The sequence below is a fragment of the Paenibacillus sp. FSL K6-1230 genome (assembly GCF_038002385.1).
In the GTDB taxonomy this organism is placed as follows: Bacteria; Bacillota; Bacilli; order Paenibacillales; family Paenibacillaceae; genus Paenibacillus; species Paenibacillus massiliensis.
On sequence record NZ_JBBOCK010000001.1, the window covers coordinates 2,491,267 to 2,505,746 of the forward strand.

Consider the following 14,480-nt stretch of genomic DNA (forward strand, 5'->3'; position numbering starts at 1 on the left):
ACATTACTATACATCAGTAGTGTATTGGTCTATTCGTGTATTATCTAGCCAGCCATCCGCCATCTACACAAAGAACGTGACCATTCATGTAGTCGGAGGCAGCAGAGGCCAGGAAAATAGCTGGTCCCTTCAGGTCTTCAGGAGTACCCCAACGTCCAGCAGGGATTCGCTCTGTAATCGAACGAGTCCGGTCCGGATCATCGAGAATCGGAGCGGTATTGTTAGTCTCCATATAGCCAGGAGCAATTGCATTAATCTGAATGCCTTTGCCTGCCCATTCATTTGCGAAGGCTTTGGTCAATCCAGCTACTCCGTGCTTGCTTGCTGTATACCCTGGTACGTTAATACCTCCCTGGAAGGACAGCATGGAGGCAATGTTGATGATTTTGCCACTACCTCTAGCAATCATATGCTGACCTGCAAGCTGCGACAGGAGGAATACAGAATTCAGGTTCAGGTCGATGACAGCGTTCCAATCCTGCATACTGTGCTCTGCAGCAGGGGCGCGGCGGATAGTGCCAGCATTGTTGATCAGAATGTCAATACGCCCGGTCAGGGTCAGCGCTTCCTGGAATACAGCCTCGATCTGATCGATCTGGCCCAGGTCGGCAGAGATGGACAATGCTTTACGGCCCAAAGCAGTAATAGCCTGTGCAGCCTCCTCGCTACCGGAGCGTGACACCATAACGACATCTGCGCCAGCCTCCGCCATAGCTATGGCAATCCCTTCTCCCAGTCCTCCCGAGCTTCCGGTGACAAGGGCTGTTTTTCCTTCAAGACTAAACAATGGTTTCATAGATCGGACACTCCTTCAGTTGTGCAAATCATACTTATTCCAGTGGCTTGGAAAGCCTTCAGCATATCTCCAGTGGGTAATCGGTCTGACAATACGGCATTCAGTTGACTCAGCTGTGCGAAGGTGCGCAGGGCGGTCTGTCCGAATTTGTGATGATCGGCTACGGCGTAGACCTGCTGTGCAGTATCCACGAGCGCCTTCTTGAAGTCAATGAAATCCCCTGTGTAGACGGATAGTCCATGCTCCCAGTGAACGCCGGTGCTGGATACGAACGCCTTTTGAATATTTAAATGCTGAACATAATTGACACCCTCAGGACCCGTCAGCATATTGCGTACACGATAGCCGCCAGGAATAACCAGACGAATCAAGTCTTTGGTGGCCAGCTCACTGATAATATGAACATCGTTGGTGATCACCGTGACAGGAGACGACCCCAGAAGACGAGCGATCGCTAGTGTCGTACTGCCACCGTCGAGTGCAATAATGTCATTCGGTTCAATGAGCTGGGACGCGAGCTCGGCAATGTGCTGCTTCTCATCGGCATTCTTGACACGGGTCTCTTTCTCCGGGAGGATTCCAAATTGCTCACGATTCGCCAGCATGGCTCCGCCGTGGACACGTACGACCAGACCTTGTTCTTCCAGTCGCTTTAAATCCTCGCGTATCGTCTTGCCTGTCACCTTAAGCCGCTGGCTTAGTTCATTTACGGTGATTTCCTTATCGGTTAACAGGGCTTCCATGATCTTCTCATATCGAAGCAAAGGGTTCATACGACATACATCCATTTCTGTGCGATTGAGCGGTACATGAGTATGCTCTATATCAAATGTGGGTGACGAATTACTTCAGACGCTTCATTTCTACGCCATCCATATCCTCGAATACTTGATTCTCACCAGCCATCCCCCAGATAAAGGCATAGTTGCTGGTACCAACACCACTATGAATGGACCAGCTTGGAGAGATAATGGCCTGCTCGTTGCGAACTACAACGTGGCGTGTCTCCTCAGGCTCTCCCATCAGATGGAACACAACGCTGTCTTCAGGCAGGTTGAAGTACAGATACACCTCAGAGCGACGATTGTGGGTATGGGCAGGCATCGTGTTCCACATATTCCCTGGCTCAAGCACCGTCAGTCCCATGACGAGCTGACAGCTTTGAATGCCTTTCTCGTGGATGAAACGGTAGATTGTACGGTCGTTAGAATTCTCAATCGAACCTAAATGAACATTAAATGCGTCATCTGGGCCTGTCTTGGCTGTAGGGTATGCATGATGGGCAGGGGTAGAGTTCAGATAGAATTTGGCTGGTTGTGCAGGATCATTGCTTGCGAACAGCACATCCTTCGCGCCGAGCCCAACGTACAGGCATTCACGGTGCCCCAGCTCATAGGTTGTACCGTCAACCTGGATGGTGCCGCTACCGCCGATATTGATGACCCCAAGCTCTCGACGCTCCAGGAAGGTATCCGCGCCAATGACCTTCGAATCCGCTTTCAACTCAATGGAGCCTTTGACAGGAACAGCTGAGCCAATAATATAACGGTCAACGTGAGAGTATACAAGCGTCAGCTCATCAGGGCTGAACAGCGAATCAATCAGGAATTCATCGCGCAGGCGAGTAGTTTTGAAGGATGAGACCTCATGTGGATGAGAAGCATAACGGTTTTCCATGTGAATTCTCCTTTGTAGTTCATTTTGTTTAAAATTATGTTTATATAAGTTTAAATTACTCCATATATGTTTATTTTGCAAGTCTTATATCATTAACTATTTAAACTTTATGTTTTCGTTAGTGGTAGATCATGGAGATCATTGGACGCATGACAGGTGTTTGGTTCAGGGAACGATCTGCGGTATGATAGAGGTATGGATACATGGGGACATCGAATCTAAAGATAATTTATTGAATACTAATGCCACGGAAATGAAAGTTAAGGGCTGTTACCATAACTAAGGAAGGAAGCCGCTTATGCTTCAGGAACGATCGGATGATGAAATATTAATTAGTAAGCAGTCAGGAGCGCTATGGAGCAGGCGAAGACAGGAGCTCGCACTGTGGCTGGAACGACCGAAGATTGTACTCCACCCTAAGCAGACCATGCTCCTTGAAGGAGTGGAGGTGGACGCGGAGCTATATAAGAGCCTATCTCTGCTGCGAGAGAAGAGGGTGCGTACAGAATTTTCGTGTGCAGGTGTAAGTCCCTTGGATGAGCCGGAGGAGCATTCCTTGTATGCCTATGTAACATTGTATGCTGATGACAGAGCGGAGAGGTTCGTGCAGCTGGCCATGGGGATGATGGGACGACGTCTGCTTGTCACTTATGAACCAGGCCGGGGAAGGTATGATCTGTCTTCCTTCTTCCTGGGCCATAATCGCTCGTTTTGCCGATGGATAGAGCACTGTGCAGAGCGATTCACGATGAATGAGTAAAGACAAGACCCGAAGGGCACTGTCGTGCACCTTCCCGGGTCTTGTCCTGGATGTGGATATAACGTTATGGCAGGGGGGGGGCATAAAGTAGGCTTAGTAGTGGCGTGCTGTAATGTAGCGGCTGCCCCAATAGCCCGTGTGAATGCTGGAGACCACAACGCCCTTGCCAGGAGAATTGCCGATGAACTGACCGTTCCCTATGTATATGCCAACATGATTAATTTGACCCGGCTTGCTCACGCTGAACATGACCAGATCTCCTACAGCCAGATGGGCCTTGCTCGCTACTGGTGTACCGAATCTCGTCTGGGCTTTGGAGCCCCAAGGGATATTAATGCCATTTTGCTTGAATACGAATTGGGTGAATGAAGAGCAGTCAAAAATGAGACGACCTGCATCTCGTACACCGAATTTGTACTTTACTTTGCCCTGGTACGCCTTGGCGGTGTTTACAATTTTGTGACCATTGGTGGCATAGATTTCCTGAGCGGAGGCTTGTCCTGCAATGGACATGGAGGCTCCCGTAAAAATCATTGAAAGAGCTAGCGTAGATGCTATAGCCATTTTCTTCATGATAACACATCCTTTTTCCATTGATGGGATTTAGCACTTGCTAAGGATTACGATACCATGATCGGGAAGTGGGCTACCTTAGTGGATTGATGGGTGAGTTGTAAATAAAATGTAACTTTTTTGTTACTTATGCATTTCAATTAACGAATTTCGCCATTCAACCGATAATATAGGTATTTCATACTAAACCCGTTTTTGAGGTAGTCTAACAGATCACGGCAAGAACTCATGCAATGGGACTATGACATCAGGGGAGTACAGGAGGGGTACCAATGACAGTAAATGGCTATACCCGGAAGGGCTTGCTATACTTGCGCATGTCGTGTGGATTTCATAAAATGGGAGACTATCGTGAGGAGTATTCGGTGAGCCCGGGTGATAAGCTGATGTCACATCTGACGCGTCGTACTTATATCGTTACAGAGATCCACACAGGGATGGAGAGCTATGCCGAGCTTGCACTCTACTCCAAGGAACAAGCAGAAGAGCCATTAGAAGCTGGGCGTGACTAGTATTTAGCTTTTTCATGAAGCATGTCCATATGATAAAATGAGCATAAACAAGAGAACTGGTGCAGCGGCATAGCCTGTCACCGGTTCCTTGCTTTGCTCTCTTGTGAGGTCCGATTTGATCAGGGTGAGACCATGAATCAAGGCGGCTTGTCGTACTCGAACGGTAACGAAATCAATAACAGCTGAACGCTTCGACCCGCCGCAGATCAATGCCGAAGTAGAACCAGTTGCGTCCCGTCCATCTGAATCCGGCAATGGAGGAAGGACCTACAAATACCGGGTAGAACCAAAAGCGTTGGCCATTCTCAAGCCAGACAAACGTGAATTTGAACAGGCAGCCAGCAATCCCGCCCGGATCTACCGCATACAGGCTGGTAAGCGGTCTTGGTGGTGTGAAGGATGGCGGCGCCGAGGTAGGTGCCTGCGTACCTTGGGGCAGCATGGATGATCCCGGAGGGCCTGAAGGGGGAAGGAAAGACATATGATCACTCCTCTTATTGATTGGGCTCTCACATTGTATGCATGTGTCCCTGTCCGGGTACTTGATACATAAAAATACAACAGAGTAACTAGGTATAGAAAATATAGTGGCGATCAAAGTAGAAAGAATGAAATTGAAGAAAGCTGGAAGCAGAAAGAAGAATAGAAGTAGGAGAGGTAACAGTGATTACGAAGAAGTAAGAGAGGTAACAACGAAGACATAGAAGTAAGAGAGGTAACGATGATGACGAAATTTACCGAGGATGTTATTCGAATCATTGGGCGGATTCCCGAAGGCAAGGTCATGACATACGGTCAGATTGCACGTATGGCAGGAAGCCCACGAGCAGCGAGACAGGTCGTGCGTATTCTGCATTCCATGAGCAGTAAATACGGTCTGCCTTGGCACCGGGTCATCAATAGCAAGGGGGAGCTGGGCCTGCAGGAGGATGAAGCTCTATCCCTGCAGCGTCTGCTTCTGGAGAGTGAAGGCATCGAGCTGATGGGAGAACGAAAGGTCAATCTGGAGCGGTATCTCTATGATGGCACGGAGCTGGATAAATCATGATACAGCGTCAACGCTGACAAGTAAAAAAAGGCTAAGTATCGAAAAAGGCTGGAGCATCCATAGGCGAAGAGAAGGCACACGGCTGTAGCCGTCTATCCTTTTCTTCGCCTTGTTTAAATTGCATATACAGTATACTAGTAGCTTGACCGAATCTAATTTCAGGCTTTTCCATTTCGTTCAAAAGAACAGCAAGCTTAACAGAGGTTGACAGGGCTCCCCGCTTGCAGAGGCTCTACACTCACATTTGATTGTCACTGCCAAGAACAGAACGGACAGCACGCTGCCAGCCCGAATAATGGCGGTCGCGCTCACTGATGCTCATGGACGGTTCATAGGATTGGTACTCAACGCTCTGCTGGGGTAAGTCTGATATAGCATTCCAGTACCCCGTACCTAATCCACCAAGATACACAGAGCCCATGGCAGATAATTCTGCACAGGTAGAGCGATTGACTGTTGCTCCCAGCATATCAGTCTGGAATTGCATTAGCCAGTTGTTGGAGGAGGCGCCGCCGTCCGTCCGAAGATGCCGCAGTACAATACCGGATTGCTGCTGAATGAAATCTACCGCATCCTTTACCTGATAAGCAATGCTCTCCAGAGCGGCTCTCACAATGTGGCCCTTCTTCGTGCCGCGATTCATACCGACAATGGCGGCTCTGGCGTAAGGGTCCCAATAAGGTGCCCCCATGCCAACAAACGCCGGCACCATATACACGCCTTCATTATCCGCGACGTTGTCGATGAGCTGCTGCATTTCTTCGAAAGAAGAGAACAATCCCATATTGTCACGAATCCATTTGATGCTGTCCCCCGTCGTACGAATGACGGCTTCCAAGGCATACGTAACCTTTCCACCAGCTCCCCAGGCAATGGTCGTAACTATGCCTTCACCGCCGTTCACTGGCTGCAGCCCGACATTCATGAGGACCGAGGTGCCAGTGCCATAGGTTGCCTTGCCTGTTCCGCTCTCCAGACATTGATGTCCGAACAGGGCGCCTTGTGAATCGCCAATGACCCCTGATATAGGAACCGCATGATTGAATAACTCGCCTTCTGCTGTATATCCGTAGACCTCGTCGGAGGCTTTGACCTCCGGCAGCAGGGAGAGTGGTACACCGAACAGGGAGGAGAGCTCCTCATCCCATGTCAACGTATGGATATTGAACAATGAGGTTCGGCTTGCATTGGAATAATCCGTAGCATGAACGGCCCCCTGGGTTAGCTTCCAGATCAGCCAGCTGTCCATGGTACCGGCTAACAGTCTACCTTCTGCCAAAAGATCGGCTGCACCCTCGACATGACTAAGAATCCACTTGAACTTGGCTGCAGAGAAATACGGATCAAGCATGAGGCCCGTCTTGGCGCGAACCGCGGGCTCGTGTCCAGCCTTCTTCAAGAGAGAGCAGGTGTCAATGGTTCGCTGACACTGCCACACAATAGCATTATATATGGGTAAGCCTGTTACTTTGTCCCAGATGAGTGCAGTCTCGCGTTGATTCGTAATCGTGACTGCTGCGAGGGCTTCTGCTGATATTCCAGCCGATGTGAGGACCTCTGCCACCGTGTGTCTGACATGATTATAGATCTCGATGGGGTCATGCTCTACCCAGCCTGGTTGGGGGTAATGCTGCTTATGCTCGATGGAGCACTTGGCTATTACGGTACCCTGTTGATCTACAAGCAGGGTTTTGGTTCCAGACGTACTCTGGTCAATCGCCAGTATATACTTAGAATGAAGTTCCATAGATCGTCTGCCCTTTACTTGTTAGTCAGTTGGAGTGCAACTTGTTTGAGATTCTCGCTGCTAATGCCATAGTGCTGGAAAACCTCGGCCGTTTTCCCGGCAATGGCAGGCTCATCCGGAATGCCGAGCACTTTCATGGGAACAGGGTGATGTTGGACGACAACCTCGGCTACAGCAGCTCCAAGTCCACCAAAAATGCTGTGCTCCTCCACGGTAATGATATGACCCGTCTCCTTCGCTGCGGCGATAATGGCTTGCTCATCCAGCGGTTTGATGGTATGCATGTTGATTACGCGGCAGGAGACACCTTCTTTAGCCAGCTCCTCAGCAGCATCCAAAGCTACCCGAACCGTCTCGCCAACGCCGATAATCGTCACGTCCGAACCATCTTTCATCGTAACTGCCTTACCGATCTCGAACGGATAATCGTCCGAAGCGTAGACATCCTCTACGGGATTACGTCCAATTCGGACGTATACACCGCCATTATGCTGTACGAGTGCCTCAGTCATTTTTTTCGTCTCATGACGGTCCGCCGGAATAACAACAGCAAGACCCGGGATGGCACGTGCTACCGCAAGATCCTGAACAGAATGATGGGACATTCCTAGAGCACCATAGCTGACTCCGCCGCTGATTCCGATCAGCTTCACGTTCGTACCAGAATATGCAACATCCACCTTGATTTGCTCGATGCTACGCATGCTGAGGAAGCAGGCAGGGGAGGTTACGAAGGGTTTCTTGCCACTATGGGCCAGACCCGCAGACATGCCGACGATGTTTTGCTCCGCGATGCCAACCTCTACGAACTGCTCTGGATATGCATTCGCGAATGGGGCCATAGCAGCTGAACCGCGCGAGTCACTCGCCAGCACGACAATATCACGATCCTCTTGAGCGAGTTCCATCAAGGTATCGCAGATCACTTGACGATTGGGGATTGTATTCATGCTTATTTCACCTGTCCTTCCTCTGTGAGCTCTGCAATGCTTGCCTTCAGTTCTGTCAGTGCACGCTCTAGCTGCTCGTCATCAGGCACATGGTGATGCCATGCAGGTACATTCTCAGCAAAGGAGACACCCTTGCCCTTCACGGTATTAGCCATGACCAGCGTAGGCTTGCCGACTGTCTCCGGAATGGCACGGAAGGCTTGAAGGAGTGCTTCCATGTCATTGCCGTCAATGGATACGACGTTCCAGCCAAAGGCGGTCCATTTGTCCTCTAATGGCTCAAGCCCCATGACGTCCTCAGTGGAGCCACTGATCTGCAGGCGATTGCGATCAATGATTCCGATCAAATTATCCAGCTTGTAGTGAGCGCCCGCCATGGCAGCTTCCCAATTCGAGCCCTCAGCCTGCTCGCCATCGCCCATGAGACAGAACACGCGGTAAGAACGTCCATCCCGCTTGGCTGCGAGCGCCATGCCCACCGAGATGGGAAGTCCGTGCCCCAGCGCACCAGTATTCATCTCAATCCCAGGCACCTTATTGTTCGGGTGTCCAATGAGGCGAGTGCCGAACTGGCTATACGTTGTCAGCTCTTCTTTGGGGAAGAAGCCAAGGTCAGCAAGAATACACCACAGCGATTCAACAGAATGGCCCTTGCTGGCAATGAAACGGTCGCGCTCCTCCCAGTGGGGGTTACTAGGATCAATATTCATAATGTCGTAATAAAGGGCTGTCAGAATATCAGTATTGCTTAGCGAGCCCCCCGTATGTCCTGTTTTGGCACGATGAATAATGGTCAGCAGGTCCATCCGAATCTGGGCAGCTTTTACTTTCAGTTCTCGGATATTCATAGAATCCTCCTTGAAGTTAATGAATTCTGTTAGGGGTTGTTATCGCATCACAATGATAGCTTGCTTGGCTGCTTGGCAGTCAGATCAGAGCCCCTGAGCCAGCGTTGAATCTCCTGCTCGGTATGGTCAACAGGGTCAGGTGTAAGGCCGGGAATATAATTGCAGGCTTCATAGATGGCAGGAATGACGTTGGCATGGACGCCTACAGAATGATGCACATACGGTCCTTTAACAAGCTTCTCCTCCCACAGTGGCCAATCATTGACTTCAACCCATACATATGAGCCACGGGTGTATGGACCTTCAATCCCGCGTGCACGTCCCAAAAACATCGAATATTCACCATGATCCCCGTCAAAACGGGCAATCGTCATGTTGCCTCCCTTGATCTCACCCTCATGCGTGCCTGGAGCATGGTCATCGAACAGAAAGTGCTTGCGCAGCTTGGGCTTGTTCTCTACGGACAGCGATACCGGGAAATTGCCGCAATGGAATAATAGCTCACCATTCTCGTTCTCGGGATGACGGACGGTGATATCGGCGAAAAAGGTAGGAGCCTCGTTCATCGTGGCTGCTTGCATCATGATGGAGGTGATCGCTCCGTGAATGTCTGTCTCGCAGGTCACTGGAATCTGCTCATCCGTCAGAATGGCATTGGCAAGGCAAGGCATGATGGATAGTGCATCCTGAAGGGACGACCAGCATTGAATAGCAATGGCGCTGCTGCCTGTCTCGCGGGCAAAGGATTTCATCGCTACCTTCAGGGCAGCAATACGCCGCACATCATCCTCGGTCACCTCACTGTAGTCCAGCTTCTCTTTGATAAAATCTATGGTCTCTAGCAGCTCACTGCTATTGCTTGCAGCAATCTTCTTGCTTCTTAGCTGGATATCCACGAGGGTGATTGGGTGGATCTCAATGCCGAAGCGCTCCAGCAGCTCGCCTTCATTACAGATCATCGTCCAGAAGGAAGCTGGACGAGGCCCGATCTGCAAAATGCGCAGACTCTTGAATTGGCGAACTACATTGGCTGCAGCCACGAAATTTGTAAAGCCACGTTCAAACACCGGATCATGCACCCAGCTATTAGTCACATAGGTAAAAGGTACGTTAAAGCGACGCAGTACCTTACCTGTCGCAAATATACCGCATTGCGTATCCCGCAGGCGCATGCCATCTGCCAGGGGAGCTTCATCGCGTGGTCCCCAGAGTAGAGTTGGCTTGCCCAGTGCCTTGGCTACCCGAGCGACAGTATCTTCTGTTCCGAAGTTGCAATGCGGGAAAAATACAGCGTCAACCTCTTCTTCCTTAAAGCGCTTGGCAATGAGATCCGCGTTGATGTGATCATCATAGAGCAGACCTTCTTCGTTCAGTCCCTCTAAATCCACGATGTCGATGTCCATCCCAAAGCTCTCAATTTGCTTGCGAATTTCCACTTTGTAGCGGAAGGCATCTTCTGCACTAAACGTAAAACGTCTAGTGGGCGCATAACCTAGCTTTAGTTTTTTCATACAAGGTCTCCTTACGTTGAATAGATGAATGATTGAATGAATGAATGAATGAATGAGTCAAATAACGCAGTAAATGATGTAAACAAAAGATGCAAATAACGACTTCACTAACTAAACAAAACTAAACTTGAATATTTTTATTAATTACGAGGTCATCTTAACATCGTAAAAAAACGTTGTCAATTTATATTTTAGCATTGTTTATAGCTAAAATATCATTTGTTTGACTAAACTATAGGGTGTTGTTTATACTAAACCTTACAACTAAACTAATCTGCGGTAGAATATCTAGCCTGCTATAGAACATCTAGCGGTGATTTCTCTATAGATAAATTTCTTATTTATAGTCAGCAGAATACGTTGCGGATTCCATACACGCAGTAGAGTTCCGTAATGCTTGGATTGGAGAGTAGAAGAGATGAAGATGGAGGACGTTGCCAGACTGGCGAATGTATCTAAATCCGCGGTATCTCTGGCCTTCAGTGGCAAGCCGGGGATCGGATCTGACACACGAGCGCGCATTCTCCAGGTTGCTGAAGAGGTTGGATACGTTCCGAGAAGTAGAACGACTGGGGCCGCGGCATTGAAGGTGGAGCGCTCACTAATGTTTCTGGTCTGCACGAATTCGGGAATTGTGCTGGAGCAATATTATCAGCAGCCTTTTTTCAAGGAGCTTATTCATTATGTAGAGGAGCGTTGCCGCCAGAATGGATATTCTCTGATGTTCTCGACCATAGATGTGGAATTCTTCGAGCGAGATACGCGGGTCATAAGAGAGGAGAAACGAAGTGATGGAGTCATTGTGCTCGGCACGAATCTGACACGTGCGCAAATTCATGATATCCATGAGAAGCTCCCGAATCTGATTGTGCTGGATACATGCTTCGAGACGTTGCCTGTTCAGTTTATTGAGATCAATAATGTTATGGGTGCCTATCAGGCCGGGGCATACTTGTGTAATATTGGCCATACCTCAATTGGGTATATCGCCTCAAATGTGCGAATCCATAACTTCAATGAACGTCGGCGTGGATTCATGCTTGCTCTGCAGGAACGTGGAATAGACATCCCGGAAGAGCGAATCTTGGCCGTAGCACCCACCATACTTACTTCACAGGATGCCCTCAAGCAGCAATTGACAGCTTATCTGGACAAAGGTTATACGCTACCCACAGCCTGGTTCTGCGAATGTGATTATATAGCGATCAGTGCGATGAAGACACTCGGAGAGCTGGGGATACGTGTGCCTGAAGACACGTCAGTGATAGGCTTTGATAATATTAACGAATCCTTGATTGTGAGCCCCGAGCTTACGACGATCCATGTCGAGAAGGAAAGAATGGCGGCATTGGCTGTTGATCTGTTTAGCGAATTTATTAAGCACGGTAGGCGGGTTACTGCCAAGATTACTGTGGATACGCATTTCGTCGAACGCAAATCCTGTGCTGCTCCAGTGTCATATAAGCATTGAACGGCTTACCTTGGGGTGACACAGCAAGACAGTATACATCAACAACAGGAGGCCGTAGCATATGAATACCCGTATGATCTCGATCCTGCAGCATTTGTTGGCAGCGGATGCCCCGGTCAGAAGCGAGCATCTGGCCAAATTGATACAGGTTACGTCTCGCACAATTCGCAGCGATATTAGAGAGTTGGATGAATTTCTCGTCAAATATGGTGCTTCGATCCGATCGGTAAGATCGAGAGGTTATGCTCTGGAGATTACCAATGATCACAGCTTCCGCACCCTTCTCCAGCAGTTGTTCATGAATAACGAGCCGGATAATTCCAATTCTCCAGAGTACAGGCAGCGGTATCTGATCCAGCGTCTGCTGCTTGCGGATGATTACCTCAAGCTTGAGGAGTTGGCAGATGAACTGTTCATTAGCAAATCAACCCTGCAAAATGATCTGAAAGAGGTCAAGCGTGTGCTGCATGATTACAAAATAGAGATAGGTAAACGTCCAAACTATGGCATTAAGCTTACAGGCAGTGAGGTTCACCTGCGCTTTTGTCTGTCGGAATTTATCGTCAACCGTAATCATGATGAGAGCTCCAGAGGAGAGAATCAGAGCTCCATGATGGTAGCTCCCCGTGAGATGACGTTGATTCGAAGCATTATATTGAATCAGATTCAGCTTGATGGAATCGTCATGTCTGACGTGGCCTTTAACAATCTAGCCATCCATATTGCAATTGCCTGCCAACGAATTCGTCATGGGAACAGGGTCGGTATCTTGACCGAAGAGATCAAGGATTTCCGACATACCGAGGAATTCGCAGCAGCGGAACAGATTATTGCCTTGATCGAGGCGGAGATGAAGCTGAGCTTTCCAGAGGATGAGATTGCCTATATAGCGATGCATTTGGCAGGAACCAAGTGGTTCGCCAGCATATCGGAGCAGCAGTTGGAGGAGTTAGGTCCTGAGAAGCTACTGGATCGCAGCATATATGAACTGGCTCAGGAGCTATTGAGCGAGATCGACAAGGATCTGCAGCTAAAGATCAGCGGAGACCCTGAGCTGCTCATGGGGATTTGTCTTCATTTGAAACCGGCACTCAATCGGGTGAGATACGGCATGAAGATTCGCAATCCAATGCTTGAGCATGTTAAAAGCAACTATCCCTTGGCCTTTCAGGCCGGAGTCATCTCGGCTAAATTGATTGAAAGCAAATTGAATCTGGTCATTCCTGAGGCAGAGATGGGGTACCTGGCCTTACATATCGGTGCGGCTATAGAACGTCAGCGAATGGATGCTGCACGTTGTCAAAAATGTCTAATCGTGTGTACCTCGGGGGTTGGCAGCGCTCGTCTGCTGTTTTACAAGCTGCGGAGCCAATTCGGGTCCAGGCTGGAGATCGTCGGTACTACAGAATACTATAAGCTTAAAAACATATCCTTGGATGGGATTGATTTTGTGATCAGCACCATTCCTATTCCCGATGTATTGTCCGTCCCGGTCATTGTGGTGCAGACGTTATTGGGAGGCGGAGATTTGGCGAAGATTGAGCAAGCGCTTGCAGGAGAGGTCGAGCCTGACCTTCCATACCTGATGAAGGAATTGGTATTTTTGCAGAAGGATTTTACGCAGCGAGATGAGATTATTGCTTTTTTGGGGCAGAAAATGGTTGAGAGGGGCCTGATCCGTTCCTCGACGGGCTTTACAGGTCTGGTACTGGAACGAGAACATGCTGCGTCAACGGCTTACGGTAACCTTGTTGCCATCCCGCACCCGATTATCCCGCAAAGCACGCAGACGGTATGGGCGATCTGTACGTTGAAGCAGCCTATGGATTGGGGCGGGAAGCCTGTCCAGTTCATATGTCTGCTTAGCATTCAGCAAGGAGGAAGTGAGCCCCCGGCGAGAATGTATGAGCAGCTTATCCGCCTGACGGATGACTCACGCATGATCCAGCAGTTATTGAATTGCCAGACCTATGACGAATTTGCCCAGATTTTTGTGAGACACAAGCTTCACTGATAGGCAAGGAGAAGGACAAGCGGCTCTGCACAGCATCATCTGCGCCATACGGATTGGTGTGCGACTTCAGAGCTTATTGTTGAATGCGATTACAATGCTGGTACGACAACAATGAAAGCATTTCCGCTAGTAGAGGAAAATGAATGGGTGTAGTTGCTGAAAGCTATGCTTTACACTAAGCCTATAACCAATAGATATAGTATTTACGCAGAGGTGAATGGACATGGAAGAGTACCAGGAAATTATTATGGGAATGATCACGAATGCAGGTGTTGCGAAGAGTAAAGCAATGGAGGCCATCCAACTTGCTCAGAGAGGGGATGGGGACTTGGCACTCGGACTGTTGGAGGAATGCAAGAGCGAGCTGGTCAAGGCGCATAAATCACAGACCAAGCTGATTCAGCAGGAAGCAGGAGGGACTGCCCATGAGGTCACACTCTTGATGGTGCATGCTCAGGATCATCTGATGTCGGCTATTACGACCAAGGATCTGGCGGGACATATTGTGGATTTGTACAACAGACTGGAACGCTACGAAGCATCAACATTGAACACCAATACACAATCCTAACC

General features: G+C 49.1%; 15 protein-coding genes. 6 read left to right on the forward strand and 9 right to left on the reverse strand.

Annotated elements, in window-relative coordinates; translation table 11 throughout:
• Window positions 1–40: 40 nt before the first annotated feature.
• The 3 genes from kduD to kduI form a co-directional block, all read right to left on the reverse strand.
• The gene (gene kduD, locus MKX74_RS10960) at window positions 41–796 is read right to left on the reverse strand and encodes a 2-dehydro-3-deoxy-D-gluconate 5-dehydrogenase KduD (RefSeq protein ID WP_018883179.1); all 756 of its coding nucleotides are present in this window, start codon (window positions 794–796) and stop codon (window positions 41–43) included.
• Window positions 793–1,569, reverse strand: coding sequence for a DeoR/GlpR family DNA-binding transcription regulator (locus MKX74_RS10965; RefSeq protein ID WP_018883178.1), 777 nt, complete (start codon window positions 1,567–1,569; stop codon window positions 793–795). Before MKX74_RS10965 ends, kduD begins: the two co-directional genes overlap by 4 nt.
• Window positions 1,570–1,639: 70 nt before the next feature.
• Window positions 1,640–2,473, reverse strand: coding sequence for a 5-dehydro-4-deoxy-D-glucuronate isomerase (gene kduI, locus MKX74_RS10970; RefSeq protein ID WP_018883177.1), 834 nt, complete (start codon window positions 2,471–2,473; stop codon window positions 1,640–1,642).
• A 298-nt stretch (window positions 2,474–2,771) separates the two neighbouring features.
• Here kduI and MKX74_RS10975 point away from each other — a divergent pair, with 298 nt between their 5' ends.
• On the forward strand, window positions 2,772–3,233 hold the full coding sequence (locus MKX74_RS10975; RefSeq protein WP_341178365.1) for a hypothetical protein: 462 nt from the start codon (window positions 2,772–2,774) through the stop codon (window positions 3,231–3,233).
• A 93-nt stretch (window positions 3,234–3,326) separates the two neighbouring features.
• Here the strand turns inward: MKX74_RS10975 and MKX74_RS10980 are convergent, their stop codons facing one another.
• Window positions 3,327–3,806 carry a C40 family peptidase gene (locus tag MKX74_RS10980; RefSeq protein WP_018883175.1) on the reverse strand — a complete coding sequence of 160 codons (480 nt, stop codon included), beginning with the start codon at window positions 3,804–3,806 and terminating at the stop codon, window positions 3,327–3,329.
• 272 nt (window positions 3,807–4,078) lie between these two features.
• Between MKX74_RS10980 and MKX74_RS10985 the strand changes: the two genes are divergently transcribed.
• Window positions 4,079–4,318, forward strand: a complete 240-nt coding sequence (locus MKX74_RS10985; protein ID WP_018883174.1) for a hypothetical protein — start codon at window positions 4,079–4,081, stop codon at window positions 4,316–4,318.
• 172 nt (window positions 4,319–4,490) lie between these two features.
• On the opposite strand, the gene MKX74_RS10990 is transcribed toward MKX74_RS10985, so the two are convergent.
• Window positions 4,491–4,799, reverse strand: coding sequence for a hypothetical protein (locus tag MKX74_RS10990; protein ID WP_018883173.1), 309 nt, complete (start codon window positions 4,797–4,799; stop codon window positions 4,491–4,493).
• A 243-nt stretch (window positions 4,800–5,042) separates the two neighbouring features.
• On the opposite strand from MKX74_RS10990, the gene MKX74_RS10995 reads away from it, so the two are divergent.
• Complete coding sequence (locus MKX74_RS10995) at window positions 5,043–5,366, forward strand: MGMT family protein (protein ID WP_341180558.1); 324 nt, start codon at window positions 5,043–5,045, stop codon at window positions 5,364–5,366.
• 238 nt (window positions 5,367–5,604) lie between these two features.
• Here MKX74_RS10995 and glpK read toward each other — a convergent pair whose 3' ends face one another.
• The 4 genes from glpK to MKX74_RS11015 are packed head-to-tail and all read right to left on the reverse strand — an operon-like array spanning window position 5,605 to window position 10,422.
• Window positions 5,605–7,113 (reverse strand): glycerol kinase GlpK, encoded by a 1,509-nt coding sequence (gene glpK, locus MKX74_RS11000; RefSeq protein ID WP_341178366.1) that lies wholly within the window; start codon window positions 7,111–7,113, stop codon window positions 5,605–5,607.
• 14 nt (window positions 7,114–7,127) lie between these two features.
• Window positions 7,128–8,063, reverse strand: a complete 936-nt coding sequence (locus MKX74_RS11005; protein WP_018883170.1) for a transketolase family protein — start codon at window positions 8,061–8,063, stop codon at window positions 7,128–7,130.
• 2 nt (window positions 8,064–8,065) lie between these two features.
• A complete protein-coding gene (locus MKX74_RS11010) occupies window positions 8,066–8,911 on the reverse strand; it encodes a transketolase (protein WP_025680514.1) in 846 nt (281 codons plus the stop codon).
• A 47-nt stretch (window positions 8,912–8,958) separates the two neighbouring features.
• On the reverse strand, window positions 8,959–10,422 hold the full coding sequence (locus MKX74_RS11015; protein WP_341178367.1) for an L-fucose/L-arabinose isomerase family protein: 1,464 nt from the start codon (window positions 10,420–10,422) through the stop codon (window positions 8,959–8,961).
• A 418-nt stretch (window positions 10,423–10,840) separates the two neighbouring features.
• Here MKX74_RS11015 and MKX74_RS11020 point away from each other — a divergent pair, with 418 nt between their 5' ends.
• From MKX74_RS11020 to MKX74_RS11030, 3 genes are all read left to right on the forward strand, one after another.
• Window positions 10,841–11,893, forward strand: coding sequence for a LacI family DNA-binding transcriptional regulator (locus tag MKX74_RS11020; RefSeq protein WP_341180559.1), 1,053 nt, complete (start codon window positions 10,841–10,843; stop codon window positions 11,891–11,893).
• A 61-nt stretch (window positions 11,894–11,954) separates the two neighbouring features.
• Window positions 11,955–13,907 (forward strand): BglG family transcription antiterminator, encoded by a 1,953-nt coding sequence (locus MKX74_RS11025; protein WP_341178368.1) that lies wholly within the window; start codon window positions 11,955–11,957, stop codon window positions 13,905–13,907.
• Window positions 13,908–14,130: 223 nt separating this feature from the next.
• Window positions 14,131–14,478, forward strand: a complete 348-nt coding sequence (locus MKX74_RS11030) for a PTS lactose/cellobiose transporter subunit IIA (RefSeq protein ID WP_018883165.1) — start codon at window positions 14,131–14,133, stop codon at window positions 14,476–14,478.
• The last annotated feature ends 2 nt before the right edge of the window (window positions 14,479–14,480 follow it).

Bases quoted from the DNA above. Each gene is read 5' to 3' on its own strand.
- kduD (WP_018883179.1), bottom strand. From the start codon at position 796: ATGAAACCATTGTTTAGTCTTGAAGGAAAAACAGCCCTTGTCACCGGA.
- MKX74_RS10965 (WP_018883178.1), bottom strand. From the start codon at position 1,569: ATGAACCCTTTGCTTCGATATGAGAAGATCATGGAAGCCCTGTTAACC.
- kduI (WP_018883177.1), bottom strand. From the start codon at position 2,473: ATGGAAAACCGTTATGCTTCTCATCCACATGAGGTCTCATCCTTCAAA.
- MKX74_RS10975 (WP_341178365.1), top strand. From the start codon at position 2,772: ATGCTTCAGGAACGATCGGATGATGAAATATTAATTAGTAAGCAGTCA.
- MKX74_RS10980 (WP_018883175.1), bottom strand. From the start codon at position 3,806: ATGAAGAAAATGGCTATAGCATCTACGCTAGCTCTTTCAATGATTTTT.
- MKX74_RS10985 (WP_018883174.1), top strand. From the start codon at position 4,079: ATGACAGTAAATGGCTATACCCGGAAGGGCTTGCTATACTTGCGCATG.
- MKX74_RS10990 (WP_018883173.1), bottom strand. From the start codon at position 4,799: ATGTCTTTCCTTCCCCCTTCAGGCCCTCCGGGATCATCCATGCTGCCC.
- MKX74_RS10995 (WP_341180558.1), top strand. From the start codon at position 5,043: ATGACGAAATTTACCGAGGATGTTATTCGAATCATTGGGCGGATTCCC.
- glpK (WP_341178366.1), bottom strand. From the start codon at position 7,113: ATGGAACTTCATTCTAAGTATATACTGGCGATTGACCAGAGTACGTCT.
- MKX74_RS11005 (WP_018883170.1), bottom strand. From the start codon at position 8,063: ATGAATACAATCCCCAATCGTCAAGTGATCTGCGATACCTTGATGGAA.
- MKX74_RS11010 (WP_025680514.1), bottom strand. From the start codon at position 8,911: ATGAATATCCGAGAACTGAAAGTAAAAGCTGCCCAGATTCGGATGGAC.
- MKX74_RS11015 (WP_341178367.1), bottom strand. From the start codon at position 10,422: ATGAAAAAACTAAAGCTAGGTTATGCGCCCACTAGACGTTTTACGTTT.
- MKX74_RS11020 (WP_341180559.1), top strand. From the start codon at position 10,841: ATGAAGATGGAGGACGTTGCCAGACTGGCGAATGTATCTAAATCCGCG.
- MKX74_RS11025 (WP_341178368.1), top strand. From the start codon at position 11,955: ATGAATACCCGTATGATCTCGATCCTGCAGCATTTGTTGGCAGCGGAT.
- MKX74_RS11030 (WP_018883165.1), top strand. From the start codon at position 14,131: ATGGAAGAGTACCAGGAAATTATTATGGGAATGATCACGAATGCAGGT.